Origin of the sequence: Natrinema sp. H-ect1, assembly GCF_041821105.1 — an archaeon.
GTDB classification, from domain to species: Archaea; Halobacteriota; Halobacteria; order Halobacteriales; family Natrialbaceae; genus Natrinema; species Natrinema thermotolerans.
This window is the reverse complement of record NZ_JBGUBA010000002.1, coordinates 416141-441235: the sequence shown is the minus strand read 5'-3', so window position 1 is coordinate 441235 and position 25095 is coordinate 416141. Positions and strand designations below refer to the sequence as shown.

Annotated in this window: 32 protein-coding genes, 1 tRNA gene and 1 pseudogene; 14 read left to right on the top strand and 20 right to left on the bottom strand. The window is 61.5% G+C overall.

Annotation, left to right across the window (positions count from 1 at the left end; genetic code table 11):
* Positions 1-8: 8 nt before the first annotated feature.
* Positions 9-1211 (top strand): PQQ-binding-like beta-propeller repeat protein, encoded by a 1203-nt coding sequence (locus tag ACERIM_RS06445; RefSeq protein ID WP_373631774.1) that lies wholly within the window; start codon positions 9-11, stop codon positions 1209-1211.
* Positions 1204-2061 (top strand): hypothetical protein, encoded by an 858-nt coding sequence (locus tag ACERIM_RS06440; protein ID WP_006651086.1) that lies wholly within the window; start codon positions 1204-1206, stop codon positions 2059-2061. The genes ACERIM_RS06445 and ACERIM_RS06440 overlap by 8 nt, the downstream gene beginning before the upstream one ends.
* A gap of 104 nt (positions 2062-2165) precedes the next feature.
* Here the strand turns inward: ACERIM_RS06440 and ACERIM_RS06435 are convergent, their stop codons facing one another.
* The 5 genes from ACERIM_RS06435 to ACERIM_RS06415 all read right to left on the bottom strand — a co-directional run bounded on the left by ACERIM_RS06435 (position 2166) and on the right by ACERIM_RS06415 (position 6130).
* Positions 2166-2888 carry a helix-turn-helix domain-containing protein gene (locus tag ACERIM_RS06435; RefSeq protein ID WP_006651085.1) on the bottom strand — a complete coding sequence of 241 codons (723 nt, stop codon included), beginning with the start codon at positions 2886-2888 and terminating at the stop codon, positions 2166-2168.
* 149 nt (positions 2889-3037) lie between these two features.
* Positions 3038-4150, bottom strand: a complete 1113-nt coding sequence (locus ACERIM_RS06430; protein WP_373631773.1) for a lipid II:glycine glycyltransferase FemX — start codon at positions 4148-4150, stop codon at positions 3038-3040.
* 223 nt (positions 4151-4373) lie between these two features.
* Positions 4374-5384 carry a site-specific integrase gene (locus tag ACERIM_RS06425; protein WP_006651083.1) on the bottom strand — a complete coding sequence of 337 codons (1011 nt, stop codon included), beginning with the start codon at positions 5382-5384 and terminating at the stop codon, positions 4374-4376.
* Positions 5377-5712, bottom strand: a complete 336-nt coding sequence (locus ACERIM_RS06420; protein ID WP_373631772.1) for a hypothetical protein — start codon at positions 5710-5712, stop codon at positions 5377-5379. The genes ACERIM_RS06425 and ACERIM_RS06420 overlap by 8 nt, the downstream gene beginning before the upstream one ends.
* Positions 5705-6130: a PadR family transcriptional regulator gene (locus ACERIM_RS06415; protein WP_373631771.1), complete on the bottom strand. Its 426-nt coding sequence runs from the start codon at positions 6128-6130 to the stop codon at positions 5705-5707. The genes ACERIM_RS06420 and ACERIM_RS06415 overlap by 8 nt, the downstream gene beginning before the upstream one ends.
* Positions 6131-6364: 234 nt before the next feature.
* On the opposite strand from ACERIM_RS06415, the gene ACERIM_RS06410 reads away from it, so the two are divergent.
* Positions 6365-6628, top strand: a complete 264-nt coding sequence (locus ACERIM_RS06410) for a winged helix-turn-helix domain-containing protein (RefSeq protein ID WP_373631770.1) — start codon at positions 6365-6367, stop codon at positions 6626-6628.
* 5 nt (positions 6629-6633) lie between these two features.
* Here ACERIM_RS06410 and ACERIM_RS06405 read toward each other — a convergent pair whose 3' ends face one another.
* The 3 genes from ACERIM_RS06405 to ACERIM_RS06395 all read right to left on the bottom strand — a co-directional run bounded on the left by ACERIM_RS06405 (position 6634) and on the right by ACERIM_RS06395 (position 9004).
* Positions 6634-6915 (bottom strand): hypothetical protein, encoded by a 282-nt coding sequence (locus ACERIM_RS06405; RefSeq protein WP_373631769.1) that lies wholly within the window; start codon positions 6913-6915, stop codon positions 6634-6636.
* Positions 6916-7057: 142 nt separating this feature from the next.
* Complete coding sequence (locus ACERIM_RS06400; RefSeq protein WP_373631768.1) at positions 7058-8068, bottom strand: Cdc6/Cdc18 family protein; 1011 nt, start codon at positions 8066-8068, stop codon at positions 7058-7060.
* Positions 8069-8206: 138 nt separating this feature from the next.
* Positions 8207-9004: a hypothetical protein gene (locus tag ACERIM_RS06395; protein WP_373631767.1), complete on the bottom strand. Its 798-nt coding sequence runs from the start codon at positions 9002-9004 to the stop codon at positions 8207-8209.
* A 320-nt stretch (positions 9005-9324) separates the two neighbouring features.
* Between ACERIM_RS06395 and ACERIM_RS06390 the strand changes: the two genes are divergently transcribed.
* Together ACERIM_RS06390 and ACERIM_RS06385 are read left to right on the top strand one after the other, a co-directional pair.
* A complete protein-coding gene (locus ACERIM_RS06390; RefSeq protein ID WP_373631766.1) occupies positions 9325-9741 on the top strand; it encodes a type IV pilin in 417 nt (138 codons plus the stop codon).
* 6 nt (positions 9742-9747) lie between these two features.
* Complete coding sequence (locus ACERIM_RS06385; protein WP_373631765.1) at positions 9748-10251, top strand: type IV pilin; 504 nt, start codon at positions 9748-9750, stop codon at positions 10249-10251.
* A 71-nt stretch (positions 10252-10322) separates the two neighbouring features.
* On the opposite strand, the gene ACERIM_RS06380 is transcribed toward ACERIM_RS06385, so the two are convergent.
* Both ACERIM_RS06380 and ACERIM_RS06375 read right to left on the bottom strand, forming a co-directional pair.
* Positions 10323-10583 (bottom strand): hypothetical protein, encoded by a 261-nt coding sequence (locus tag ACERIM_RS06380; protein WP_373631764.1) that lies wholly within the window; start codon positions 10581-10583, stop codon positions 10323-10325.
* A gap of 245 nt (positions 10584-10828) precedes the next feature.
* Positions 10829-11014: a hypothetical protein gene (locus ACERIM_RS06375; RefSeq protein WP_373631763.1), complete on the bottom strand. Its 186-nt coding sequence runs from the start codon at positions 11012-11014 to the stop codon at positions 10829-10831.
* Between the two features lie 122 nt (positions 11015-11136).
* Between ACERIM_RS06375 and ACERIM_RS06370 the strand changes: the two genes are divergently transcribed.
* From ACERIM_RS06370 to ACERIM_RS06330, 9 genes are all read left to right on the top strand, one after another.
* Complete coding sequence (locus ACERIM_RS06370; RefSeq protein ID WP_373631762.1) at positions 11137-11571, top strand: hypothetical protein; 435 nt, start codon at positions 11137-11139, stop codon at positions 11569-11571.
* An 11-nt stretch (positions 11572-11582) separates the two neighbouring features.
* Positions 11583-11723 (top strand): hypothetical protein, encoded by a 141-nt coding sequence (locus ACERIM_RS06365; RefSeq protein WP_158413756.1) that lies wholly within the window; start codon positions 11583-11585, stop codon positions 11721-11723.
* Entirely contained in the window at positions 11713-12234 is a 522-nt protein-coding gene (locus ACERIM_RS06360) for a hypothetical protein (RefSeq protein ID WP_373631761.1), read from the top strand. The genes ACERIM_RS06365 and ACERIM_RS06360 overlap by 11 nt, the downstream gene beginning before the upstream one ends.
* 257 nt (positions 12235-12491) lie before the next feature.
* Entirely contained in the window at positions 12492-14105 is a 1614-nt protein-coding gene (locus ACERIM_RS06355) for a hypothetical protein (protein ID WP_373631760.1), read from the top strand.
* Positions 14106-14107: 2 nt separating this feature from the next.
* Complete coding sequence (locus ACERIM_RS06350) at positions 14108-14686, top strand: hypothetical protein (RefSeq protein WP_373631759.1); 579 nt, start codon at positions 14108-14110, stop codon at positions 14684-14686.
* Positions 14683-15492, top strand: coding sequence for a hypothetical protein (locus tag ACERIM_RS06345; RefSeq protein WP_373631758.1), 810 nt, complete (start codon positions 14683-14685; stop codon positions 15490-15492). The genes ACERIM_RS06350 and ACERIM_RS06345 overlap by 4 nt, the downstream gene beginning before the upstream one ends.
* A 109-nt stretch (positions 15493-15601) precedes the next feature.
* Positions 15602-16786, top strand: a complete 1185-nt coding sequence (locus tag ACERIM_RS06340; RefSeq protein ID WP_373631757.1) for a hypothetical protein — start codon at positions 15602-15604, stop codon at positions 16784-16786.
* A gap of 241 nt (positions 16787-17027) precedes the next feature.
* On the top strand, positions 17028-17294 hold the full coding sequence (locus ACERIM_RS06335; protein WP_373631756.1) for a hypothetical protein: 267 nt from the start codon (positions 17028-17030) through the stop codon (positions 17292-17294).
* On the top strand, positions 17291-17674 hold the full coding sequence (locus ACERIM_RS06330) for a hypothetical protein (protein WP_006651064.1): 384 nt from the start codon (positions 17291-17293) through the stop codon (positions 17672-17674). The genes ACERIM_RS06335 and ACERIM_RS06330 overlap by 4 nt, the downstream gene beginning before the upstream one ends.
* A 15-nt stretch (positions 17675-17689) precedes the next feature.
* On the opposite strand, the gene ACERIM_RS06325 is transcribed toward ACERIM_RS06330, so the two are convergent.
* From ACERIM_RS06325 to ACERIM_RS06280, 10 genes and pseudogenes are all read right to left on the bottom strand, one after another.
* Complete coding sequence (locus ACERIM_RS06325; protein WP_373631755.1) at positions 17690-18079, bottom strand: type II toxin-antitoxin system VapC family toxin; 390 nt, start codon at positions 18077-18079, stop codon at positions 17690-17692.
* A complete protein-coding gene (locus tag ACERIM_RS06320; protein WP_006651066.1) occupies positions 18076-18228 on the bottom strand; it encodes a hypothetical protein in 153 nt (50 codons plus the stop codon). Before ACERIM_RS06320 ends, ACERIM_RS06325 begins: the two co-directional genes overlap by 4 nt.
* Positions 18229-18278: 50 nt before the next feature.
* Positions 18279-18532, bottom strand: a pseudogene (locus tag ACERIM_RS06315) (hypothetical protein).
* Positions 18533-19460: 928 nt separating this feature from the next.
* A complete protein-coding gene (locus tag ACERIM_RS06310; protein ID WP_373631754.1) occupies positions 19461-20186 on the bottom strand; it encodes a hypothetical protein in 726 nt (241 codons plus the stop codon).
* A gap of 780 nt (positions 20187-20966) precedes the next feature.
* Complete coding sequence (locus ACERIM_RS06305; RefSeq protein ID WP_373631753.1) at positions 20967-22628, bottom strand: winged helix-turn-helix transcriptional regulator; 1662 nt, start codon at positions 22626-22628, stop codon at positions 20967-20969.
* Positions 22629-22740: 112 nt separating this feature from the next.
* Positions 22741-22938: an RNA polymerase subunit sigma-24 gene (locus ACERIM_RS06300; protein WP_373631752.1), complete on the bottom strand. Its 198-nt coding sequence runs from the start codon at positions 22936-22938 to the stop codon at positions 22741-22743.
* Positions 22928-23296: a hypothetical protein gene (locus ACERIM_RS06295; protein WP_373631751.1), complete on the bottom strand. Its 369-nt coding sequence runs from the start codon at positions 23294-23296 to the stop codon at positions 22928-22930. Before ACERIM_RS06295 ends, ACERIM_RS06300 begins: the two co-directional genes overlap by 11 nt.
* A gap of 348 nt (positions 23297-23644) precedes the next feature.
* Positions 23645-23884, bottom strand: a complete 240-nt coding sequence (locus tag ACERIM_RS06290) for a hypothetical protein (RefSeq protein ID WP_049965900.1) — start codon at positions 23882-23884, stop codon at positions 23645-23647.
* Between the two features lie 168 nt (positions 23885-24052).
* Positions 24053-24124, bottom strand: a tRNA-Ala gene (locus tag ACERIM_RS06285).
* 200 nt (positions 24125-24324) lie between these two features.
* Positions 24325-25020: a rhomboid family intramembrane serine protease gene (locus ACERIM_RS06280; protein ID WP_373631750.1), complete on the bottom strand. Its 696-nt coding sequence runs from the start codon at positions 25018-25020 to the stop codon at positions 24325-24327.
* Positions 25021-25095: the final 75 nt, after the last annotated feature.

Sequence of the window (25095 nt, the reverse complement as noted above, 5' to 3'; positions counted from 1 at the left end):
TCAGTGGAATGCCCTCCAGACGACAGGCGCTCGCGAGCGGCGTTCTCGGGGTCGGCGGCCTCTTCGGCGGCTACGCGGCCGTTGACGATCGAGCCGACGCCGCGACGATCGACTGGCCGATGGCCCGCTACGATGCCGCCGGAACCGGCCACAGCCCCGACGCGGTGGGCCCGAAAGACGACCTGCGGCTCGCATGGGAGGGGCGACTCGCGGACACCGGCGGCTTCGCGGTCACGCCGCCCGTGGTCGTCGACGGGACGGTCTATGCTGGCAACGAGAACCTCATCGCGTTCGACGCCGCGGGCGGCGACGAGCGGTTCTCGTACGACAGCACGTTTCGTTCCAGCCCCGCCTACGTCTCCCCCTCGATCTACCGGACCGGAACGCTGACGGTCAGCACGGACGACGGCATCGCCGGACTGAACGCCGGCGGCGGCCTCCGGGCGTTCGGCGTCCAGTTCGGTGCGAACCGGTGGCGCGGGCCGGGGCCGTCCCCCTCGTCACCGCCCGTGAACGCGCTCGAGAGCCCGCCGCCGGTCCCCGCGGACGGGACGGTGTACGTCGCCGCCCCCGACCGCGGCGAGATCGTCGCGCTCGGGGCCACCGACGGCAGCGAGCAGTGGCGGCGACGGCTCGACGCCGGCGACGAGTTCAGCGTGACCGTACGACGGCCGGCAGTGAAAGACGGGACCGTCTTCGTCACCGGCTGGCCGTCTCAGGTCCGGGCTCTCGACGCCGAAACGGGCGACGTCGTGTGGGAGGACGAACTCGACGAAGCGATGGTACTCCCGCCGACGGCGACGGCCGACGGGGTCGTCGTCCCGACTCGAGGCGGCCTCACAGTCTACGAGGCGAACGGCGACGTTCGCTGGTCGCGGGATCTCGCGGGCAACGCGACCGGCGGCGCGGCCGCCGTCGCCGACGGCCGGGTGTTCTTCGCCGACGGCACCGAGTCGCTACACGCACGCGACCTCGAGACGGGAGCCGAGGAGTGGACGCTGGCGTTCACCCGGGAAGCGGCCCCCGTCGTCGCGGACGGCGTCGTCTACGTGACCGGCGGCTACGACCTCATGATCCTCGACGCAGCGACGGGTGACCGGCGGTTCACCCGCGAAACCGACTGGTTCTTCTCGCAACCGGCGGTCGGCGACGGCGTTCTCTACGTCGTCGACGGCGACCGCGTCCTCGCGCTGGAGGGAGATCATGAGTGACGACGAGGGCGACGACGGACGGGAACGGGAGCCGACCATCAGCGACGACTCGGCGACACCGGCACCGACCGACGAGGCGGCCTCTGAGACCGATAGCGACAATGCCGACACGCCGCCGACCGGGATCGCCGGCGCGATACCGCGTCTCCGGCGCGATCCGGCGCTGCTGGTGCCGTTTACCGTGGCCGGGCTCGTCCTCGCGCTCCTCGACCGGCTCCGGCGGTGGGACCCGATTCCGACGCTGGCCACCGGCGACGACGTCTCGATCGGGATCGAATACGCCGGCTACCCGACCGGCGTCCCGGACACGGCCCGCTCGCTCGGGGCGCTCATCGACCTGAAACTCCCCTACCTCGCCTGGGCGGTCGGCCTCGAGGCGCTCGCGATGGCTGTCGTCGCGGCCGCCGGAACCGCGACCATCGCGCGAACGCTCGAGAGCGACGACGGCTGGAGCTGGCGACAGTGGGGACGGCGATGGCTGGCGTATCTCGGACTGATCGTCCTGTTCGATGCGGTCGGGCGGGCGGTCGGCTCCATCGGCGACGTCGGGCTCGTCGTCGGCGTGATACTCGCGGTCCCCCTCTTCGCCGCGTTCGTGCGGTTCTTCCCCGCGCCCGCGTTCGTCGTCACCGGATCGGGGCCGGTCACCGCGCTCGCCCGGAGCGCTCGCGCGACCCGCGGGATCGGCTGGCGGCTGCTCGCGCTCGTCGTCTGTTTCGGCCTCGCGGCGTGGCTGTTGGGACTCGTTCCGGTCGTGGGAACGGCGCTGAGTACGGCTCTCGTCGGCTCGACGCTGGCCGTAACGATGGCCGCTGTCCGAGACGGGAGACCCGCTGATACTGGCGGGTGACGCGGCAACGCGCCAACCGACTCGCCGGCCGCGTCCGGTGGCGCTCAACTTCGGCAACCGGACCGACCCACGGACGACCGTCCCCGCTCGAGCGCGACGGTCGGCTATCGGGACGGGCCAGTCGCCGGAGGATCGGGGTGCCCGTCGGTCTCGGCCGCCCGTTCGGCGTCGCCGCTGATGAGCGACGACATGAGCCGGGCCTCGATCCGGCGGAGGTGTTGGCCGACCGTTCCCGCAGAACAGTCCAGCCGGGCGGCGATATCCCCGTAGGTGACCTGCCGGGGCTCTTCGTAGTATCCCTCCTCGACGGCGACGCGTAACACCTCCCGCTGGCGATCGGTCAGTTCGGTAAAGGGCCGTTCGGCGGACGGATCGTAGCTGCCGAGTCGCTCGATTTCGACGTCGACGATCGCCCGCGTCTCCTCGATGAGACGACGGAGTGCGTCCTCGCGGCCGATCTCCGAGACGCGGAGGCTCCGGTTTGCCGGCCCGGTGTACTCGAGCGGGTAGTCGAGCAACACCGCATGTCGGTCGTGTATCGCCCGTAACTCCCGCGTGAGGTCGCTCGGCTCGTAGTGGAGTTGGAGGATCGACCTATCGCCGGCGTCGGTCAACTGGTAGTCGACGACCGTCGGCCCCGTCTCCTCGAGTGCCCGCTCGGCGACGGCCCGATCCCCCCGCAGCACTTTCTGTGTCATGATCGTCCCGTCGTTGAGTTGCTCGACGTTCCGAACGGCATCGAACGTGACCCCAAGTTCCCGGAGACGCTCCGCACCCCGATCGAAGTACCCTCGTGGTGGCGTGATAACGTATGTCACGTATCGCATGCTGTTGGATTACGAATCCATCATAAATAACAGTTATGCGATCGAATGGGTTATTTGAACGACAAAACAGGCGGGCTAAACGACCGACGGGAAGCACCCCATGATAGGAGTCCCCGCAGACCGAATCGGGTACGCTTTCGGACTCCGATTCAGGTGTAGTACGGCCAGTACAGCGACCGGCCGATCTTCACCAGTCGCCAGAGGGGACTACAGCCCCGCTCCCAGACGAGGACCGGGACGGCCCGTCCGCCGAAACTCTCCTTGAACCGGAAGACGCCGTCCGCGAAGTCCGCGGTCGTACTCCCGAAGTCGTAGGTTTCGTAGCCGTGGTCGATTCCCCACTGGAACACCCGATCGTAGAGCAGTTCCGACGCGTGATCGTCGAAGTACTCCCGCGGCACAGCCGCGAAAAAGCCATGAACTGCGTCCCGCTCGTCGTCGAGGACCTCGAGCATTCCGCCGGCGTACTCGCCGTCGATCCGGATCGTCAACAGGAGGAGCCGGTCGGCCATCGGCCGGAGCGCATCGAAAAAGGAGAACGGGTAGGTCTCCGCACCGACGCGGTCCATGACCCGTTCGTACGCGCGGTGGAACCGCCGGAGGTTCCCGCGGGTGATGTCCTCCGCGACGATTTCGTAGTCGCCGTCCTCGCCACGTTCGATCCCCCGTCGCCGGGTCCGACTCATGCCCGCGCGGATCTCGTCGTGGCCCCGCGTCAGATTCAGCAGGAACCGACACTCGCGCCGATACGGGCGATACCCCCGCTCCTGCAGCGGATCGTTGTACCGCAGATACCCCGCGTCCAGTCCCCGAATCTGGTGGACGATCGTCCGTCCGCCACAGCACGACGGCACCGCATCGAGTACCCGCTCGAGCGCGTCCGTCGTATCCGTCGGCAACAGCGGTCCGCCGAAGCCAGGATAAGCCGACGAAAGCCGCTTGAACGGCGTCTTCTCGATCCCAACGACGACGTTCGGCATGCAGCCGATCACGTTCCCGTCTTTCCGAACCACGAGGTGTTTGGCCGGATACCCAAGCCCCGACTCGACCGCCGCGAGCCACTCGTAGCGATGAAAGACGCTCCCCCGACTCGAGCGCTCGACCAATCCGTTCCAGCGCTCTCGACCCACCTCCGCGACCGAATCGACGACTTCGATCTCGAGGCTCGAGTCCGCATCGACCGTGGGGCTGACGTGTTCGGACAGCACCGCCCCGACGCGACGGAGTCTCGAGCGCGCTTCGCCGCCGGTCCCTTGTGCCATTGATCGACGACAGACGGGGCACCCTATTTGGTAGTCTCTCCATTCCGTCCCGGGTCGGGGACAGTAACGACGGCCAACAGGACGATATCATGGCTTGAGCGCTAACGATGCAACTCAGCGGGTAGTTCTAAATATCAAAACAGGGGGGGGGATGGACTCGCGGGGATGTTCGAACTCTTTTGAGTCGTGCAGTTTGGCTCGTCTTTCTCATGATTGTGATAGGTTACGGCAGGTTCTCTCGTCGGACTTCCATCTTCTCGCGCTCGGTGCGGGCGTCGTAGTGTTCGTACAGAACCTCGAGCGACACGTCCATGCGCTCGCTGACGATCTCCGGCGTCGTTTCCTGATTGAGGTGGTGCGTGATCGCTCCCCGGCGGATCGCGTGGGGCGATCGCGCCGACGGGCACTGTGCAGGGTGGCCGTCACTCCCTCGAGCGTCGCACGAGCGCGGCGTCTCGTCGTGCGGACACTCACCGTACGTGCAGGGGTGCAGCGCCCGGACGACCCACTTGTAGATGGTATCGCCCGTCGGTCGCGTTCCCTGTTGGGTCGTAAATAACGGCTGACGACCGTGGTCGTCGGTGACTCGCGGCCGGTCCGGGTTATCCCGGTACGCAGTCAGAACGGCGAACCACTTCGGCCCGAGATAGACCCAACGGTTCCCGTCGTCGCCGTTCTTTAGCGTCGTCCCGGAATCCGGCCGGTGTTCCACACGAACAGCGTGATCGTCCGGCTCGAGGTCGTCTACGTCGATCGACTGTGCGGCACTTCGGCGCATCCCCGTCCGCCAGAGCAGCGCGATCAGCGCGTGATCCCGCGAGCCGTAGTGATGTCGGTCGAAGTACTCGAGTGCCGTCTTCGCCCGCTGGGCGTCCAAAAAGACGTCCTTGGACTTCGCCCCGTCGGGGAGGTCCGGAGAGTGAAGCTTCTCCGCGAGCCCTTCGTCGACGGCCTCGATATCGGCCCACCACCGGAGTGCCTGACGGACGCTACTCAGTTGCTTCTGCAGGGTGATCGGCGCGACATCGGCTCGTCGCCAATCGACGAAATCCGCGAGTTCGCGACCGTCGAGGTCGTTCAGGTTCTCGATGTCCCGCTCGTCGCACCACTCGAGAAACACCGACAGCCGGTGCTTCGCGTTCCGGAACGACGTATCGCGGACACTGGGGCGGTGGTGACGGAGGAACCGATCGACGCCCTCCTCCGGGGACAGCGGTTGCAGGTCGTCACTCATTCCGATCACCACCGCTCCAGTTCTCGGGACTGCCCCAGCGGAACTGCGGGTGATCGTCCTCGAGCTGGTCGCGCTCGAAAAGGCGATCCTGTAGCCACGTCTGCAGCGCGGGCCCGGATCGATCGTGCGGCGGGTAGTCCGGACAGTGGTGGTCGTCGACGCGCACCGAGAGGTCGTCGAGACACGCGATCATCTCGACCAGCGCCGCGTTCTGATACCGCATCTCCGTCGCGATCGCTTCGAGCGCCTCGGTCTGTCGTTCGACCGCATCCGCCTGGCGCTCGAGCGCCTCGAGCTGTGCCTCCAGGGCAAGGAACTCGTCACTCATCGTGATCACCGTCCCCGGAGCCGTCGGTCGCGGCGATCTCGAGTTCGCACGCGTCGGCGAGCCGCTCGAGGCGCTGGCGTAGCAGCCCACGCCCATCGCTGGTGAGGACGTATTCGTTCGTCCGCTTATCGAGCGCGGACTTCTCGACGAGCCCGCGCTCGACGAGCGTATCGAGGTTCGGGTACAGCCGCCCGTGATTCACGTCGCCGTACTGAGGCTCGAGTCGGCGCTTGATCGCGAGCCCGTAGCAGGTCTCGTCGTCGCGCTCGAGGTGAGCGATCGCCTCCAGGGCGTCGCGCTGGAACCCAGTGAGATCTCCCCAGACCGTGCCGCCGTCGGCCACGAGTCGCTGGTCAGGAAGGGTCGATGCGTCTGTCGTGTCGGGGCTTTCAAGGCCCCGCGAATTGTCGTCGTACATGGCTTCCGTGCCTGATTCACGGGAGCCGCGCGGACCCGGTGCCCTTAACACCGGACCGCATTTTCCGAACGGACCCAACGGACAGTCGGGCCCACGTGTAACTCCCGTTACCCAACCAGTCTCGAGCCCACCACAATATATCTTATCACTAATTCGTTGTAGATCTTGACCCAATTCGTCCCAAGCCCCCGGTGTACCGATACCGGTAAGAATCTGGTATGAAACCGAGAAATGATGCGAAAGCCAGGGGAGTGGATGCAGTTGCCAACCGACGAGAGAATTCTTGAAATCCTCGAATCGGGTCTGTTGCTGTCTCCCCAGGTGATTGCGAAGAACATCGGAAAGTCCCGGAGCCACGTGAGTCGGCGTCTCTCCGTTCTCATCGATTATGGGCTTGCTACCCGCGTTGAGCGGGGATACTACGAGATCACTGATGCTGGTAAACGGTACCTCGCGGGCGAACTCGATGCCGACGATCTCGAGCCGGCGGAAGACTGAGCCCATCACGCTTTGATCCCCTCGAGTCCGATCCGTCGGAGCAGCGGCTCGAGCCAGCTGGGGATCTCGTCGTCGATTCGCTGGCCGTTCTCGTTCAGCGTTAGAATCAACCCGGCCGTCCGATCTTGGACGGCGAAAACCCAGTGTCGCCCACGCTCGACGCGAACGTCGACCCGCTTCTTGTTATCCGGCGAGCCGGTGACCTCGACGTCGACGGAGCGACCGTCCTCGAGTTCGCTACGCAACCGTGGTTCGTCGGGCCTCGAGCAGCCTGATTGAACGGACATGGGCGAGTGAAGGCCACAGCCGTGAATAAGTCCAGAGCGGAGGTGAACGGAAAACAGCCGAAATCGCCTCTCGAGTCAGATATCGGTCGGTAGAAGGCATCTACTTCGGTGAGCGGAAAACGAACGGAAATGAGCGGAAATCTCAAAACTCGGGGACAGCGTAGGTTTTCCCTCTCCCGCTTCCGTTCGATTCGATCAGCCCGTACTTCTCCTCGAGGTTGGAGAGATACCGTCGCCGGGTGCTTTTGGCCTTCGGGTTCTGTGCCCGCTGTTCATAGGTATCGTGCAGCTCCGAGCCGGGGATCGTTCCGGACGCTTCGATGATATCGTAGAGTAGTCGCTTGTGCGTCCCGAGGTCCTCGACGCGCTCGAGGTGGATCTCCTCGAGGGCGGCCGTCCGAACCTCGTCGACGATATCGATCGTAATCTGTGACAGATCACAGTCCCTCGAGACGGCTCGCGCGCCGCTTCGAAGGATCCCGATCGCTTCGCGGGCGTCGCCGGCGGCGACATCGGCGATATAGCCGATCGCATCGGTCGAAATCGTTCCCGGCCGTAACCCGGCCCGAATGCGGGCCTGAAGGATGTCGACCAGTTGCCCGTGCGTAAATCGGTCCAACGTGATCGGTTGGGCACTACGCAGTCGGCTCCGGACGCGGGAATCGAGGTGAGCGAAGAGATCGTCTTCGTCGATAGTGATCGCGACGATCGTCACGTTCGGAATGTCGATGAGCGCCTGCAGCGTCATGTCGTCCTCGAGTACGTCGACCTCGTCGACGATCGCGACGACGCGCCGATCGCTCTCGCGGAGCCGATCGATGAACGCGCTCGTCGGCGACCCCATCTTCTTGAGGTCCGCACCGAGACCTGCATCCCGCATGATGCCGTAGAGGACCTCGGCTTTCGACGAGCCAGAAATGCAGTTGTGGTAGCCCCAGCGGAGATTGAACGTCTCGCGCTCGAGTTCGCGAACGACGAACCGTGCGAGCGTCGTCTTCCCCGTCCCGCTCGGTCCGAAAACCAACACGTTCTCGCCGGTGTCGCCGTCGGTGATCGGCCGGAGCGCACCGGCCAACTGCTCGATTTTTCCGTCCCGGTGGTGGAGATCGCTCGGGACGTACGACGGGCGGAGGGCTCGAGCGTCCGTAATCATGACCGGTAGTTTCCGGACTACCTATTAATTACTGACGAGTCGATTGGATGATGAATAGACGGAGGAACAGCAACCGAATTCGTTCAGAACTCGGTATGGGAGATCGTTGGAGAACAGATCGATAGTGGGGCTGTTCAGTCAGACTGTTTCGGGCTGTTCGAATCCGAGCGCACGTGCTGCATCGGCCGACACCATGACCCCGCTGTCCGCGACCGTCACGGACTCACCTGCGACCGATTCAATGAGAGATGCCAGTTGCTCCTGATAAGTCCGAGGGCGATCCTCTTTGATCGCCAGTCCGGCGTTATCGACGTGGGGCTGGCCACGGTTCTGGAGATAGATATCGACGAATCGTTTCCGGACCGCGTTAGGAGCGTCTTCGAGGTACGACGGAAGCGAGAGTTCGCCGGCGTTGGTCTTGCTCCCCAGCGGAACCCCAAGGACATGGAGGGTGCGGCCGATGATCGCAGCATCCTCCGCTGGCCCGACAGTCGGAGCATCTCCAGTTCCGTTCTCGAGTTCCTGCGATCCGACGCCGACCAGCTCGAGGCTGTTGACGACTAGCGAGTTTTCGAGCGATTCAACCGTAAACGTGGGCTGGTAGTTTCGGGCGTCGATCGTCCCAGACGAGAGGGCGGCAGCGACGAGGATATTCAACGGCGTAATTTCGTCGTAGTCGACCCCGAGTAGTTTGTAGTCATGTGCTTTGTACAAGCCCTGGGCAACCAGCGGCGTCGCACCATCGTCGATCCACGAGACGACCGAGTTGCGAGGCGCTCCCGAGATACGCATGAGTTCGGCGATCCCGGCGTCGGGGTTGTCGCGATGGTAGGCGATCACCCGCCGGTACTGTTTGACGGCAGCCCACGCATCGTCGTAGGCCCCACCATCGTAGGTACGCGCGAACTCGGGTTCGGTCACGTGCGCGTCTGGCATGGACAATTCCTACGGCCGCACGATCAAATCGGTATTGGTTCGTACTGACGAGCGGGGAATCGCCCGACTGCACCGCTTCAAGACACTGCTGTAAGATATCTGCGGCCGCCTGATTCTCAGTTCTGAAAGCCTTTCGGTTTAAACAGATGGTCACGGACCCATACCATTATATGGGATTGGTCAAGTCGTCACTATGAGCATCGGACGACAGTAGGAAAGCGGGGACAAAGGGTTGGTCCAATCCCCCTAACCGCAAATCTCGGTTCACCGAGGCTGCAAATAAGCTTTCCTACGATTTAACGCCGGTGCGTGAGAAAAACATGGACGGAAAATCGATTCGGAACAAGTTGATCGGTACAGAGGACGAACGGGCCGTCTCGCCCGTCATCGGGGTTATCCTGATGGTCGCAATTACCGTGATCCTCGCGGCCGTGATCGCGGCATTCGTGCTTGACCTTGGTCAAGGACAAAGTGCAAACGCGCAAGCTGGTATTTCCTTCGATCATGATAGTTCTGCTTCGACTGTTACGGTGACAGTAAACAGCGTTGAGCGCGCAGATGATCTAACCCTGCAGTGTGCAGACGGCTCCTCGCCTTCCGGAAGCATCGATGCTAGTGCCGGAAGTAGCGCCACGGTCGATTACGGTAGTGGCGAATGTTCCGGTTCGGACATCCAAGTCATTGGGACGCTTGACGGGAGCGACAACGTCATCACGAGCTACAGTGAACACTACTGATAATATATGGATCTGACAAAATACCGCTCGAAGCTTATCGGAGATGACGGTGAACGGGCCGTCTCGCCCGTTATCGGCGTAATTCTGATGGTCGCTATCACCGTGATCCTCGCGGCCGTTATCGCAGCCTTCGTGCTGGATCTCGGCCAAGGGCAGAGTGCGAACGCGCAGGCCGGGATCTCGTTCGACGAAAATAGCGGGAATGTCACTGCAACCGTAAACAGCATCGAACGTGCTGATGAACTCTACATCTCGGGGACTGGAGACTGTAGCTACCTTTACGATTCAAGCGGTGGCAGCGGAGCAGAAGAAAAGTCCCTCGGCACAAACGCTGGGGCGACAGCTGAAGTTCACTTCGAAGACACGCCTTCAGGGAAGTTGAGTAGCGGCTACATCTGTGATGACGACAATTCCTTCGACGATGGCACCGCAGTCAGTAGCGGTTCCATCCAGATTATCGGTGAATACGACGGTAGTCGAACCGTGATTAGCGAGTACGAACTCGACTAAGCCACTCACCGACTGTCGTTATTTTCTTTCGAAATACGTAGACTGCGGGATCAATTCGTCTTCTAAATATTTCATCGCCAGCGACTTTCAACGCTTGTCCGATATCGAAGTCCAACCACGGAGGTATTTGCGATCGCCTGAACCGTCTCGGGATCGAACTCGCCTCGAGCGTCATCGATGTTCTGTTTAGACTCAACCAGGTGCGTGAGTGCGGCGTCGATGACGACGGACATCGGCGGGTCGTCGAGATCGTCCTCGGCCACGATTTCGCTCGCGCGTTCGAGCTTGCGCTGTCGTTCGTCGGTGAGCTTGAGACTGGTGCGTTTGGTCATGGTTTAAGCGAAGGTATGCACGGGGGGTCGGTTCGCGTCGCTCGCGGGTGAGCGACCGGTCGGTCCTTTATGAATGGGGGTCGGGTTCCCGGCGTGATCACGGCGGGGGCCGGTCCGATCGGGTCCGATTCTATGCACCCGCGCGGTCCACAGCCCACGACAGGGTGCATACATCGAGGTCCCCGTATACATCTGAGCGCAACCCCGTGGGGTCGGCTTCGAAGACCCGATTGCAGGGCTCTCGGTCACGCGTCGATCTCCTCGACCAGCTCGAGCGACCACTGGCCGTCGTCGACGTGACGGATGTGCATATGATAGTCGCCGTCGATCTCGCCGTCCTCGTCGAGAAGGCCCTCGATGCGCATGTCGTCTTTCGGCATCGTGATGCCGACCGAATCGCGATCGATCTTTCGCAGTTTGTTCAGCGCCATATCCGGCGGGCAACCCGCCTTCTCATAAAACTTCGTGACTCTCTGGGTTCCAAGTGGGGACCCCAAGGGGAGTATCCATTTATTCCGAGGTTTTTCGGAGAGGCGGGTTGCCGACCGAGCGTATGGCTCTAAGCCTACCACAAGGAGCGGTCCCGTCCGCGGTGCGACGGGAAGATGGTATTGACCTAATTGATAGCGTTCTCGCGCCCCTGTTCGTCCTCGCGTCGATCTCGGTCGCCGCGGTCGGCACGTTCACCCTGAACGCGCCGTTCAACACCGGCTTCGAGGGTGTTCTGGTCTCGAGCAATGGAACCGAAATCACGTGGGGGTTCCTGATCTCCATGATTACGATCGTCGTCGCGTGGGTCACGAACGGTCAGACCACGGTGGACGACTACACGGACATGGAGACGGTCGTCTTGCTCCTGATGTTCATCCTGAACATCCTGAGCGCCCTCGTGCCGGCCGTCTCGGTCGCGGTCGCATCGACGTGGCCGCTCGGTTGGTTCATGGTGTTCCTGAACGGGGCCGGGTTCTACCTGATCGCCTACAAGTGAGGGACCGAACGATGGAAACCACTACTAACGACTCGAGTGCGGAGACGCCCCGGATCGTCCTCGAGAACTTCAGCGAGGGTCTCGAGCGCGACCGGATCATTGCGACGCTGAAGAGCGCCGGAATCCGGCGGGAGGCGATCCATGTCGAATAGACTCGCGACTGCGCTGCTGGCGCTGGTCGTCCTCGGCTCGCTCGTCGGTTTCGTGGCGATCGGCACTGCGCAGTCGTCTGAGTTCTCCACTAACGAGACGGTGACCGTCTCGAACGACTCGACTCCGATCAACGTCTCGGTCACGTGGAACGAATCCGTCACGGACCCGGCGAACACGTCGGCGTCGGTCACGTTCTACAACGAAACCGAATACGCAAACGACCCGGCCAACGCCACGATCGCCCTCGAGGACACGATCGGGGCCTACGCTGGGAACACGACGACGGCCAGCTACGACGAGAATGCCAGCGGTCTCGAGCTGGACACGGATTACCGAGTCGTCGTTTCGGGCGGGTCGGGGATCGACAGTGCATCGATTGAAGATAGCTCCGGGTTCCTTGGCGGCGTCCTGCCGGGCGGGAGTGACTCGCTCGGCGGCGGGATGCTCGTCGGGGGCGCGGTGATCGGACTCGCCGTGATCGGTGCGGCGGTCTGGACGATGCGGGACTAACGGGTTCAACCCATGACTTCGGATATTTTAGACGGTACGACGGTGTGGAATAGTTCGGTGATCGTTGCGTACAACGTGGCCGCGAGTGTCTCCGTGATCGCGCTCGCGCTGGCCGGCTCGGGGGTGGTCTGATGTCGGCCCATCGGCCCATAGCCCATCGCGCGTTCACGGTCCTGCTCGCGTTCCTCCTGGTCGGCTCGCTCGTCGCTCCGATGGCGGCGAGTCAACCGGCGGCTGCACAGTCTGGTGAGGGCTGTATGTACGACGCGGTGGACTGGTTCATCTTCTCCTGTGCCGACCAGACTACTGAGACGACGAGCTACGACGGCGATCCGGCAGCGACTCAGACGACGTTGCACGGCATGGCCGTCTCAGAGTGGGAGTCTCAACAGGCCCTACTGACCATTCTCAACAACTACGGGCAAGACACGGCAACACTCGGATCCCTCGAGGCGCGGAACGCGATCGCGACCGCTTACCAGCAAGAGAACTCCACGACAACAGCGGACCAAATGGCTCCTGAGGCGATTCGCGACTATTACAGCGTCCGCGAGATCAACACGCTGGAGAGCTACACGAAGTCTCAGGCCCAGTATGCCCACATCGGCAACCTAACCAATGAGGACGCGATCGCCAGCGATTTCCTCCAGCAGCCGATGGCTGATTGGGCTCCGACTCGCGTCGATTCCGTCGATGAGGTTGGTTTTACTGGTGGTCTGCAAGATAAGACTTACACGCTCGCGAACGGCACGACGCACACTTACCAAGTGGCGGAGGTGTACGTCGACTTCACTCACCCTAACTCGGGACCGAGAACCGTCGCGTTCGCCCCTGACCCGTTCATCATCGACACCAACAGCAACGGGAACTATGGAGACTGGGACGAGTCGTACACGGCCGCTCACCCGATGGACCCGTGGGAACTGAACGAGTCCGAGAGCAACGGTAACTGGTCACCGTCGAATACCTATAACAGCGATATGCTGGCGTACTTCAATGCGTCCAGCCAGTTCAACGTTCGCAACAGCTACGCAGGAACGAGCGAACCGAACGATCAGGGCCTTCCTGGGCAGAAGGTGTCCGATCTCCCGGAGTGGGATGAAGCGCTGACCCATTGGTCGAATGAGTCATCGACGCTGACGACCGAGTACAGCGACATTTCTTCGGATCTCTACAACGAGATGGACGCCGGTCGCCTCGATCCGAACGAGCTTCGAGGCGCTGAAGGGATGTGGAGATATCTCGCCGGTGGCAGTGACGGGAGCGAAGGCAGTCTTCGGACCGCCCTTCACTATGTGCTGGATACCTCGAATCCGAATCTGACGGAAACGTCCACGATGCGGGTTCACATCGACGGGTACACTGACCTCAAATGGGACAACAGCACGAACAGTAGTTCCCGAGAGCCGGTCCCGACCAGCCCGATGAACGGAACGGTCGAAGGGCTGCTATTCGCTGACGGGGTTAGTTCCATCTCGAGCGGCGCAACGTACAGCACGACCGTCTCGGACAACCAATCCTTCTACCTCATCAAGGACGACGGTACTCAGACGACCTTGATCGAGGGGGACCTCACAGTCGAGGCGATCTACGACGCGGACGGTAACGAGAAAAATAGCACCTCATACGAGGATCCGAAGTATGGAACGTACAACGCGAGTGAGTTCGTCCAATATCTGGACGAAAACGAGGAGGCGCGAAAGGCGATTATATCGAAGTATATCGAGGAAGACGACTCGAGCGGGTTCCAGATACCGGGCATCCCCGGATTCCCGAACGGTGGCGGTGCGTTCGTCGGGCTCGTGATTATCGGCGGTGCCGTCGTGGTCGCCGTCGCCGTCGTGACCGACCTCGGTCCGGGAGGGAGCTAACCATGCGCCGGACAGTCGCACTCGTCGCGGTCGCGATCGCGGTCGCGATGGGCATGGGCGTGGGCCTTGGGCCGGCGGCCGCACAGGAGCAGCCGGCCAACCAGACGGCGAACCAATCCGACCAGGAGCCAGTAGTCGACCCCGACGGCGAAGACGCGCTTCGGACGATCGACAACCAGACGCGGGTGACTGATTGGTCCTACGCGCCGGGCCGATTCACGCTCGAGATCGAAGCCGACGAGCCGACCACGATCAGCCTCACCGAATCGGGATCGTTCGAAGAAGACGCGGAGAGCTTCAACTACGCCGAACACGAACTCGAGGAAGGAACGCAGACGGTCACGTTCATGGTCGCGCCGCGGCAGGGCGGCAAGGGCGCGGCCGTCGCGATCGCCACACAACAGTCCCTCGAGAACGGCGGTGGCGCGGTCGTCTCGACCGGGACAGTCCAAAGCAACCCGTTCAGTAACTTCGGTGGCACGAGCGGCCTGTTCTCCGGCGTCGCGATGACCGTCGGATTCGCCGGGCTCGGAGCCTGGTATGTCGTCCGCTCCGAAGAAGACGGGGTGGTCGAAGCGTGAGCCTCGAGACCAGCGGCACGTTCGGCAGCTGGCGCGACCGCGTGACCTACGTCTTCGCCGAGGCCCAGTTACTCGTCTTCGCAGTGCTGTTCAGTCTCGGCGTCGCGCTCCTGTGGATCCGGCCGTCGGTGCCGGGCATCCCGCCGATCGCGGTGGGATGGTTCGCCGCGGCGATCCTTCTGGGACCGCCGCTGTTCGCGATGTTCGTCAGTGGGGCCCGGAAGCTCCGGAACCGCCGGATGGTCGACGTGTACCACATCAACGGTGTCGACGACACTCGCCGCAAACTCTACGTCGCCCCCGAAGTCTGGAGCGAGAAGACTGTCGAGGGCCCGTCACCGTACAACTGCAACGACGGCGATGCCTTCGAAGTCCGCGAGTTTACCTACCACGAGGACACTGACCAGTTGGTCGTCCGTGGCTGTTACTTCTCACAGCTCGCCGACTCCAAGCTCGTCACGATCCAGGCGATGCTCGAGGACATCCACGGCGATCTCGTCGACGCCTTCCTCGAGTACAATCGACTTCGGGGACGGATCTCGAAAATGGGCCTCGAGATCCAGCGCGACGTGGTCAACGAGGAAGCAGAAGCCGACGAACGCGGCATGATGAACCCGCGCACCGCGGTGAAGGACCGCTTCGAGGCGGCCAAGGACGACGCCGAGGCTCGAGACGTCGACGAGATCAAAGACGTCTCTCAGTACGTCGACGACTACACCGAGCGCCACGGCCCGCGGACGCCCGTCGAAGCCGACGAATCGGCATCCGAACAGCCTGCAGCAACTGACGGAGGAACCAACCGATGAGATACATCCACGACGGGAAACTACGGAACCGGACGATCGACCCGCCGACCGTGTTCGTCTTCAATGAGTCCGCCACCTCCAGAACCGACCATTGGAGGTGGATCGATCGATGAGCGATGAACAGGACAACTTCACGGTCGGCGGCTTTCGCGAGTACCAGGGCGACAACCTCGAGCGTGATCCCGACGAGGTCCTCCCGCACTCGGGGTTCGTTCGAGACGAACAGATCGACCGCCAGATGACCGTCCGCGCCCTGCACCACGATCCAGACCGCTGGGACGGCAAGGCAGCAGCGACCTACATGGACGTAGGGAAGAACCGTGACATCCTCCGCGGCGAGGGCGGCCACACCGCCCGCCAAGCCCTCGAGAACGGCGATACACTCACACTGAAACACTACATCGGCGACCCGAGCCAACAGGCCGACCTCTCGGGCATCAAGGCGATCACCCGCCTACAGGAGATCGTCGCTGGGCCCGCACCCGTGATCGTCGTTCTCGGTGAGATGGGTGCCGGCAAAACGAACCTCGCGTGTCTGCTCCTGCAGCTCCGTGACCGGTGGGTCGACGGCGATCTCCTCGTCGGATCGAACATCCGGACGCTCCCGCGCAACGACGACTGGGTCCGCGACGACGGGACCGTCGAAGACGGCTGGATTCCCAACTTCCCGCTGCTCGAAGAGTGGGTCGGCCAGGACGGCAACCCGGTCGAGAATCCCCAGCAACCGAAGGCCTTCGTCGGTGACGAGTTCTCGACGAACGCCTCTGGCACCGGAGAGGACGGCCAGAAAGTCCGCAAGCTGATGGGGCCGCTCGTGTTCAAGATCCGCAAGTACAACGGGATGCTCATCTACATCGGCCACGACGAGAGTTCGATCCATCCGATGCTCTGGCGCGTCGGGACGATCATCAAGAAGCCCGACCGTAACCAGAAGGGGAAGGCGATCGTCGCCGACCGGATCTCCGGCGGGAAACTGCAGGACGTTGACCCGCGCCCGTTCACCGGCATTCCGCCCGCCGACTTCGAGCCCCACACGAACGACGAAGCCGACTGGTCGTGGACCGCGCCCGCCAGCGACAAGGACGACGGCCCGGCGATCGAAAAGGAGGACGTGAAACAGGTCGCGATGTGGACCATCAAGACCTGCGTCGAAGACGAGGGCATGACCCCGAACGCGGCCTCGAACTACGTCCCGTTCAGCGATACGACCGTCTACAACTGGTTGGACGACTACCGCGAAGGCGACTCCGAAAAGCGCGAATGGGTTGAAACCGTCGACCGGGTGATCGCATGACAGCGGCGGGATTCCAATCTTTCAACTTCAACCTACCCCCCTTTAGAGTAGCTGCAGCCCAAGGCCCACCGCGCTCGCTCCCGGTCGGGAGCGAACGGAGAGCGATGGGCCCGCCATCGCTGCAGCCAGCGGAGGAGGATATATATCAGCGCGCGGAGCGCGTGTGTAGTCACCAGAAAAGTGATGTTTTCGAGGGGCGATTTCGAAGAAATCGCGACGCGCGTCATGGAGGGCGATCGCCGTGGCGGTAACGTTGCTCCGGAACCTCGCATTCGTTGCTCGGTTCACCGCCGTCGATCTCGCCCACCAGCTCCGGCGCGACCTCGAGCGAGGCGTGTTCTCGAGACAGACTCTCGGGTTGATCGGCGTCGCGATCGCCGTCGCGGTGTTCGCGCTCGGACAGGGCGCGTGGTCGGTCGCGGCCCTGTCGCTCCTACTCGCTGGTTTCTTCACCTATGGCCCCGCTCGAGCCGATCGCCGCTGGCGAGACGACCGGAAGGAACCGTGAACCGATCGAAGCGCGCCAACCACTTCGGGACCGCCGTCGAGAAACGAATGGCCGAGAAGCGCCGGTTCGACCTCGAGCGGGCGAGTTGGCACGACGCCCGGTTCGGGAACGGAACGCCAGTCGAAATCAAGTCGACCATGCACGAACACGCGGACGGCCAGCCTGGTAACTGGAAGGTCTACCGCGAGTACCACGAGAAACTCCGGCGTCACGACGGCTGGTACTGTTTCGTCGTCTACCGGCCACATGGGCGCTCGGGCTGTACGGTCCTCCGGGACAAGATGGTCCGCGCGGGCGATCTCCCGCTACTCCGCTGGCACGGTGGCGGCGATCACCGCGGGACCGAACAGGCGAAGATCTCAATCGACTCGATATTTTAGCGAGAAGAGAACCGCTCAAATCAGGTCTTGCGGGCGTTCTGCGCCATGTTCCCGCAATTCCGCATCGAACGAAACGAGAGTTGCATCAACAGCGTGAGCGGCTGCCAGCACGAGGGCATCCATTGGATACAACAGTGTCTCGTCTTGGAGTTGATTTGCTGCAACCATATCCGAGGCATCTGGGAACGTGACCGTCGTTCGAGAGCTAATTCGCTGTTCAATTTGCTCGACGCGATCGCGTTCGAACGCCTTCTTCTTGGTAAGAACAGTCCGAAGCTCCATGAGGTTTAGAATGGACGTATACGTTTCATCGAAGTCATTGAGTAGACGAACAGCAGTCTCAGAGCGGTCAGTGTCTTTGGTGACAGCAGCGACGATAACGTTCGTATCGAGAAAGAGCTTCATATCCGCTCGCGTACGTCCCGTACCTCTTTGACAGCGTCAGTCTCGACATCAACGGCCAGTTCGTCGAGTGCATCACCCAACGGGACCGTTTCATCGTCCTCCGGATCGCCGGCCATGAATTCGGCAAAGTCGTCAGTAGTGAGGCTCATAGTCCGCAATTACGCTTCGTTTCGCAAAAGCCTGCTGGTGAACCGACCGCTCACTTGGTCTCGACTACGATCTCGTCTTCGATATCGAACGTCATCGCTCGCGTCGACAGTGTCTCGGCGACTCTCGGCGCTGCTCAAGCGTGAGGTCGTCGCGCTCGAGGACCTGGCGGGCAGCCTGGACGAACGTCGGTACGTCGTCGCAGGCGCTGACGACCGCTTTCGTCTTGTTGCAGTCGTAGAAGTCAGCTGCCCGTTCGATCGCATCCCGTCGGTACGCGTAGTCGCCGTCGGTCCTGATTCGCATGCTCGTACACACGACCCCCGAAATCCTAGTTTTTTCGACTCACTGGACGGCCCATTTCGGCCCACAACCGGCGGAACCTGTCGGATAGTCGGAGACGAACGACGGTTCAAGCGACGGATCGACTCGAGATATGCACACGAGGTGTCGCGACTCGTGTGCATATTCGGGAATCGGATTCTGTCGACGTGCGACCCCAGGGGGAGAGATAGACGAGGATGTTACGAAAAGCGGAGTTTTGCTTTAGGCAAATCTTCCAGTAATTCGTTTCGTAGTGTAACTAAGTACCCATCAATGAGCCAGAATAGTATAATAGCAAATGGAATAGTCCATCCACTTGCGATTATCGCCAGTATAGCGGTGTCCTGTATAGATAAAGGGACTGCAACTAGCGCTGTGAAAATAGGGAGTATTATGGGCGAGAATATTATTAAAGCGCATATCCTCGTATGTTTCCCAAGTGATGACGTGTCTGTGAGTTCATCATAGGTCCGTTCTAATAAACACCTGTCAGTTTTTTCAGCATATGTTGACATCTCATCAATCGCTGTTATTTCAAGAATAGGTAAATTAAGCAAAGCAAATATAGTTATAAAGAGTGTTAATCCAAGTGCGAAGACTGCCGGACTGACATCCGAATTGATTGATGAAGTATCAGAAATAAAAAATAGATGCGCAAATGTGTATACGATTGAGATATAGATAAAAGTCAAGACACATATGTTGAGGTAATGGAACATGGTAAACCGCCCTAGTCGGGAAGAATACCGAATATCGTCCTTATACCGTACCGCAATATCCCTTAAGTCACAGGACTGTGAACTCGTAATCACTTGGAATACAATCAGAAATAGGATCGATGCGAATAGTAGCGTGGTTCGGACTGACATAGTCTGACAGATTGATTGATTTGTTTGAGATATCTTCTATCTTAGGAACTATCCTGCCTTTCGTATAGATAGTCAATATATTTGAATATTGTATCATGGGTTATCAGGAATATCTCCTCTCGTTCCTCATCAGTCACTGGATTAATACCTCCATGACGACGTTCATTTGCGAAGTTTTGCTGGATTTTTATTATATCTTCTTTCTCTGTCCCTAGCGCATCGTGCATTGCAGCCCATGCTTTTGATCGATGATCAGTATCATCCGGAATGTCTCGAAGTATATGGAAATGTTTTCTTATAGATTCAATCGAACGATAACAGGCAAATCCTGTTTCATGAGGATCTTTTATTGCGAGGCGAAAATCGTGTAGAGATCGTTGTAAGTACTTTGCGTTTCCATTTTCAAATAGTGATTTTATTTTCCTCTCATATTCGCTTTTTATGTCTTCCTCTTTAACCGATAGTGAAGGAATTTCGAACTCAAAGAAATATTGGTCACCAGATGGAGTTAGCATTCCATCGATCTCTACATCGTATGCTCTGCCTTCTAGAAATCCATAGAGGTCAACCTGTGACCGGACACCTCGCAGTAATACATTCCGGAGTGTGAACGGATCAATATCTTCTGGTGGATTACATTTTATCATAATCTGTGAATTGTGAATTACAAGAGTGAAATTGATATCATCAACCTGCACCTCTCTAGGACTAAGCCGGAAATTGCTCCGTTCTGGGTACACCCTTCCAAACGCTGAATGATCTCCCATGATTGAATGAATCTGATTTTCAATCTCTTAATAGTCTGGAATCCAGATACGCCCTGTTTCATATGTTTCAATTGGAAATCTGCGTACGAAGGTGGGGAGGGGTGCTGTAATCTTTTGGTGCTGTCCCCTTGGGGACCCTCTCTACTCGAGCTGACGAATTGCGTCACTTACTGCTAGTCCGTGTTGGTCTGCGATCTCGGCCGCGAGATTCAATGCTCGGTCTTCTCTCTCGGTTCCTTTATGCTCCCTAGCAAGGAGTGATAGTGCGTAAACGATCAGTAGGTCTCTTGGGGGTGTCGCATCTGCACATGGTTGGCCGCGGCTTCACTGATAAATCCTTGTAGGCATATTCGACAATCACGGTTAACGAAGTCCCGCTACATCCTACCAGTAGGGTAGATCTGCTATTACGTCCGATATCGCCCCGCTCAATTTTTCGCCAGCGCGGCGCGCGTTCTGCGCGCCGCGCAATTACCCTGCCCCCTTAGGGGCACCTACCGTAGGGGTACCCGGCAACCCCGTTACCCGCGCCAACCGCTAAAACGCCCAAATTTTCGCTCGCTCACCGCTGTATCAGCGATTGTATCAATTCCTCGAGTCGGCGAAACTGGCCCAGATCTCGCCGACTCTCGCCGTTAACACCTTGGTGAAAGTAATACTCCGCTCGAAAAGGGAGTGTACTGAACGAGACTGTAATCCACACTGGTAGGAAGGCGAGAAACAAAGGACAGAACGCGCGTGCTGCAGCTATTCGGCAAGGCGAACCGGACCGACGGCGGCCTACTGCAGCGGTGGCGGCAGCTCGTCGACGCGGACTCTCACGTCGCGACCGTCGATCCGCTCGCGATCGCGGAGCGAGGCAAGGTCGTGGATCGACGCGCTCAGTCGCTCGAGGTACTCGAAGCCGATCTCGCTCCCGTCGGTCGTACTCTCGTCGCTTTCCTCGTCGTCCGTATCCGTCTGGCCGTCATCGTCCTCCTGCTGTTCCTCACGGCGCTCACGGCGGCCGTCGGCCCGCTCGTCTAAGTCTTCCGGCGTGTCCTCCGGACGCACTTCGCGGAGGATCTCGCGGGCCCGCTCGAGGACGACGCGGGAGACGAAAAACACCATCACCGGGTTGCCTTCGCGAGAGACGACGCCCTCCTGGGCGAGCCGGCGGACGTGGTACCGGACCGTCGATCTCGCGAGCCCGGTCCGCTCAACGAGTGTATCGTAGTTCGCCCCGTCGTGTTCGGCGATCACCCGGAGGATGTCGTAGACGGCCGTGGTCGACTCCTTCAGCGCCTCCCGGTAGATGTCTGTCGCGAGGTCCTCGTATCGCCGCCGGAGCATGTCACGGCGGCCTGTCGGGCGCTCGAAGTCCCACGGCGCGGACTCGGGCCCATCGAAGAAGTCGTCGGCCACCAGGTCCGAACACTCGATCCCAGCCCATCGTGCATGCGTCGCGACGACCGTCCGGAGGTGGTCCAAGATCTCGTCCCACTCGGAGACGTGCGGGAGTTCGCCGCGGTCGACACCCGAGTACGACGCCTCGAGCTTCGGGTGATGGAACGGATCGGTTTTCGGCTTCTTGTGCCACTGATTCGCCTGATAGATCTTCACCTCAGTGCTGTACCGCTGGGGATCGAATCCGAGTAGGTGCCACCGATCGCTCTCGACGAGCGCCTCGAGCCATCCTTCTTGCTGGCGGCGCTGGTGAGCGTCGATCTCGGACTCGCCGCCCCAGTCGATGAGCTGCTTCGACTGCTCGAGGGTCTCGATCGCGGCGTTCTTCTTCCCGATCGCGAAGCGGATGTGTGCCTCCGCTTTCGGAACCCGGCGGGCATCGTCGACGCGCTCCTCCAGGTCGATCGCGTCGGCACCGTAGACCGCCCGGAGCGCATCGTACATCCGGCGCTCGATCTCGAAGGGATCCTCGGCCCATGTCGTCCATGCGAGCAACCGCGTTCCCTCTCCGTACGGGCATTCGAGCGGATCACCGCTCTTGTAGACCATGTCGCGGAACTGGGGCATGATCTCGACGTGCAACGCCAGCGCGGGCTTTCGGAGTTCGCGCTCACCGTCGTCGTCTTCGGGCCCCCACTCGCGGAGTTTCAGGTGTTGTTCGTAGTACGCCCGATAGTCGTCACCGCGGCCGGTCCCGGCCTTCCACCGCGACGACGTGAGTACCAGGGCATAGTCTCCCGCCGGCAACCAGTCCGCTTCGAAGTCGTCGACGGCGACGTGCGGCTCGAGGTCGCGATCGCCGACCTGCTCGCGCCAGTAGGCCAGCGAGCGATCGTACAGCGTTCCCCGATCGCTCCCCTGAGCAGCGGCGTCGTCGACATCCGCGAGGTGGTTCATCACTGCGGCGCCGTGAGCGCGGGGCTCGGGGAACGTATCGGACTCGGACCCGGTTACGTCATCGAACTGCACCGGGTCGTCGGCAGCGTCGACGCTCACAGCGGTCCCTCCCGCGCGTTACGAACGGCGCGCGTACAGTCCGGACACAGCTGTCGGAGCCCGTCAACGGCCTCACCGCACCGTTCGCACTCGCTGTTCTCGACGAGTCGACTCACTGTGATCCCTCCTCGAGCTTGGCCTCGGCTCGAGCGAGCAGGTTCCCGATCGTGCCGGGCCGGCGGTCAGTTTCTCGAGCGAACGGACGGACGCCGGTCCCCTTCACCCGGCATTCGACGTAGGCCTCGCGTTCGGCCTCAGTGAGCGCCGAGAGGTCCGGAAACTCCCCGAGCGTCGCTTGCTCACTCGACATGCTCGGTCACCTCCCGTTCGGGAGTCGCGACGTGACGCACGTGGTCGTCGGCGAAGCGGATCTCGACGCCGGTCCACCCGTCGACGAACGCGCTTGCGTCCTCACCGCCGACTCGCATCGGGAGGACGATCGTGTAGGGATGCCGGTCGCACTGCCACCCGAACGTGACGAGTACGTCGAAAGCGGCCGCGAGCGCCACGTGAACGAGGTCCGGCCTTTCGATCCGCTGGGACCCTTTCGTCTTCGCAACGGGATGACCGCACTCCGGGCAGACTGGGATGTTCTTCGCGTCTCGTGTCGGTTCACGGACGACCGTCGGCGGCACGACACCGAACCGTCCAAGACCAGCTCGGCTCATCGGTCACCTCCCGTACCGTGTGTACGTCCGCATTCAGGGCAAACGAGCCCGTTCACGACATTCACCTCAAACGACTCTCCACAGTCGCAATCGACGATCTGCGGTTCTGACGGGAGTTGACCGAGATTGTAACCGAGTTCGCGGTTGATGATCGACTCGAGTTCTTCAACACGCTCCTCGATCTCACGGACTCGCCGTTCAGTATCGCTCGAGGGCTGTCCGCCGTCGGTACAGATCTCTCGGTCCTCGAGCGCGCGACGAACGTCGGTGTCGGTCGCTTGATGGGCCGGATGGGCGATGGGCGTCCGGCTGTCGACATCGTACAGTTCGCTCGCTCGGACGAACCCGCTACGCATCGGCCTCTCCCCCGTGCCGGCCCTCGGAGGTTTCCGGATCGGGGACCGCCACGTCGACACCAGCGGCGGACCCGCGGCTCAGTCGGGCGTACGTATCGCAGTCGCCACAGCGGTGGGCGCGGTCCTCGTCGTCGCCGAAGACGCGGCGGAACCGGTCCGTCACATGAGTGCCACAATGGAGACAGGTAGACTGTGTTACCTGTCTCGAGAGTGTGGTACTCACACCGACCACCCCGGGTTTCCTTCGCGGAAATCACGGGACAGCGCGGACCCGAATTCGGCATCGTTCGTCCCTCGATTTTCTACGGGGGTTTGTACGGGTTCGGTATCCGCGTATAATTCGGTAGCAGTCGCGAGACTTGCGACTAACCGGGTAATTCGAAACGTTACAAGAGTCGAATGGACTCGCGGGGATTTGAACCCCGGGCCTCTTCCTTGCGAAGGAAGCGATCTACCACTGATCTACGAGCCCTCGAACGTTCATATCCGTGGTTTCTATTTGAGGCTTGTGTTTCGAAGCGGGATCGGGACACACCACCACGGTCGTGGCTCGAGTCGGATCGTCGCTCGCGAAACGCGATTGTCGTGATCGGGGGTTCCCTCGGTGCGACGGCACGAAACGACGGCGTCGCGATCCACAGTCGGTCACCGGGAGACGGCCCTGCTCGGAGTTCAAATCCTCGTGGCGTCCGAGCCGTCATTCGACCCGACCGCGAGAATGCGCGCCCGTCCGGCGACGGCACCGACGAGGAAGCCGACGAAGTGCGCGAGCAGGGCGACGCCGGGCGAGGCGGTCGCGACGGTGACCGCGACCGCGAGGCCGACGACGACGAGCGCCGACAGCCAGGGCGGGACGTCGACGAGCGAGCCCAGCCCGCTCGAGAGGCGATTCGACGCGAGGAGGTAGCCCAGCAGGGCGAAGACGGCGCCGCTGGCCCCGAGGACGCCGGGCGAGGGCGCGACGGGGATCAGCGGCACCGACGCCAGCAGTCGCGTGAGGACGATCTGGGCAGTGCCGGCGGTCGCACCCGTCACGGCGACGAAGGCGTGAAAGCGGGCCCGCGTCGTCGCTCGCGCGACCGGCCAGCCGAAGACGATCAGGGCGAGGCCGTTCGAGACGAGGTGGCCGAGGCCGTCGTGGGCGTAGACGCTCGTGACGATCGTCCACGGGTCGGCGGCCAGCGGCGGTCTGAGGACGAAGAACGTTCCCATCACGCCGACCAGCGCGGTCAGCCCCTGGACGACGAAGACCAGGACGAAGACGGCCAGCACCTCGAGGACGGCGCTGCTCGAGCGGGGTCCCGACTCCTCGCTCCCGGAGTCGGGTGGCAGGTCGATCGTCGATTGGGACGTGGAGGGACGGGCCATGAGGGGAGTTGGGACGGCGGTGGGCAAAAGTCCCGGCGCTTACTGGTGTGGTGTCGACGGTCGGCGCGGGCCCTC

Coding starts and splice junctions, on each gene's coding strand:
- ACERIM_RS06380 (WP_373631764.1), bottom strand. CDS start 10,583: ATGACCAAACGCACCAGTCTCAAGCTCACCGACGAACGACAGCGCAAG.
- ACERIM_RS06295 (WP_373631751.1), bottom strand. CDS start 23,296: ATGAGCCGAGCTGGTCTTGGACGGTTCGGTGTCGTGCCGCCGACGGTC.
- ACERIM_RS06350 (WP_373631759.1), top strand. CDS start 14,108: ATGCGCCGGACAGTCGCACTCGTCGCGGTCGCGATCGCGGTCGCGATG.
- ACERIM_RS06280 (WP_373631750.1), bottom strand. CDS start 25,020: ATGGCCCGTCCCTCCACGTCCCAATCGACGATCGACCTGCCACCCGAC.
- ACERIM_RS06405 (WP_373631769.1), bottom strand. CDS start 6,915: ATGTCCGTTCAATCAGGCTGCTCGAGGCCCGACGAACCACGGTTGCGT.
- ACERIM_RS06415 (WP_373631771.1), bottom strand. CDS start 6,130: ATGTACGACGACAATTCGCGGGGCCTTGAAAGCCCCGACACGACAGAC.
- ACERIM_RS06340 (WP_373631757.1), top strand. CDS start 15,602: ATGAGCGATGAACAGGACAACTTCACGGTCGGCGGCTTTCGCGAGTAC.
- ACERIM_RS06395 (WP_373631767.1), bottom strand. CDS start 9,004: ATGCCAGACGCGCACGTGACCGAACCCGAGTTCGCGCGTACCTACGAT.
- ACERIM_RS06430 (WP_373631773.1), bottom strand. CDS start 4,150: ATGGCACAAGGGACCGGCGGCGAAGCGCGCTCGAGACTCCGTCGCGTC.
- ACERIM_RS06425 (WP_006651083.1), bottom strand. CDS start 5,384: ATGAGTGACGACCTGCAACCGCTGTCCCCGGAGGAGGGCGTCGATCGG.
- ACERIM_RS06365 (WP_158413756.1), top strand. CDS start 11,583: ATGGAAACCACTACTAACGACTCGAGTGCGGAGACGCCCCGGATCGTC.
- ACERIM_RS06445 (WP_373631774.1), top strand. CDS start 9: ATGCCCTCCAGACGACAGGCGCTCGCGAGCGGCGTTCTCGGGGTCGGC.
- ACERIM_RS06320 (WP_006651066.1), bottom strand. CDS start 18,228: ATGAGCCTCACTACTGACGACTTTGCCGAATTCATGGCCGGCGATCCG.
- ACERIM_RS06375 (WP_373631763.1), bottom strand. CDS start 11,014: ATGGCGCTGAACAAACTGCGAAAGATCGATCGCGATTCGGTCGGCATC.
- ACERIM_RS06420 (WP_373631772.1), bottom strand. CDS start 5,712: ATGAGTGACGAGTTCCTTGCCCTGGAGGCACAGCTCGAGGCGCTCGAG.
- ACERIM_RS06390 (WP_373631766.1), top strand. CDS start 9,325: ATGGACGGAAAATCGATTCGGAACAAGTTGATCGGTACAGAGGACGAA.
- ACERIM_RS06300 (WP_373631752.1), bottom strand. CDS start 22,938: ATGTCGAGTGAGCAAGCGACGCTCGGGGAGTTTCCGGACCTCTCGGCG.
- ACERIM_RS06325 (WP_373631755.1), bottom strand. CDS start 18,079: ATGAAGCTCTTTCTCGATACGAACGTTATCGTCGCTGCTGTCACCAAA.
- ACERIM_RS06400 (WP_373631768.1), bottom strand. CDS start 8,068: ATGATTACGGACGCTCGAGCCCTCCGCCCGTCGTACGTCCCGAGCGAT.
- ACERIM_RS06435 (WP_006651085.1), bottom strand. CDS start 2,888: ATGCGATACGTGACATACGTTATCACGCCACCACGAGGGTACTTCGAT.
- ACERIM_RS06310 (WP_373631754.1), bottom strand. CDS start 20,186: ATGGGAGATCATTCAGCGTTTGGAAGGGTGTACCCAGAACGGAGCAAT.
- ACERIM_RS06385 (WP_373631765.1), top strand. CDS start 9,748: ATGGATCTGACAAAATACCGCTCGAAGCTTATCGGAGATGACGGTGAA.
- ACERIM_RS06355 (WP_373631760.1), top strand. CDS start 12,492: ATGTACGACGCGGTGGACTGGTTCATCTTCTCCTGTGCCGACCAGACT.
- ACERIM_RS06370 (WP_373631762.1), top strand. CDS start 11,137: ATGGCTCTAAGCCTACCACAAGGAGCGGTCCCGTCCGCGGTGCGACGG.
- ACERIM_RS06360 (WP_373631761.1), top strand. CDS start 11,713: ATGTCGAATAGACTCGCGACTGCGCTGCTGGCGCTGGTCGTCCTCGGC.
- ACERIM_RS06440 (WP_006651086.1), top strand. CDS start 1,204: ATGAGTGACGACGAGGGCGACGACGGACGGGAACGGGAGCCGACCATC.
- ACERIM_RS06410 (WP_373631770.1), top strand. CDS start 6,365: ATGCGAAAGCCAGGGGAGTGGATGCAGTTGCCAACCGACGAGAGAATT.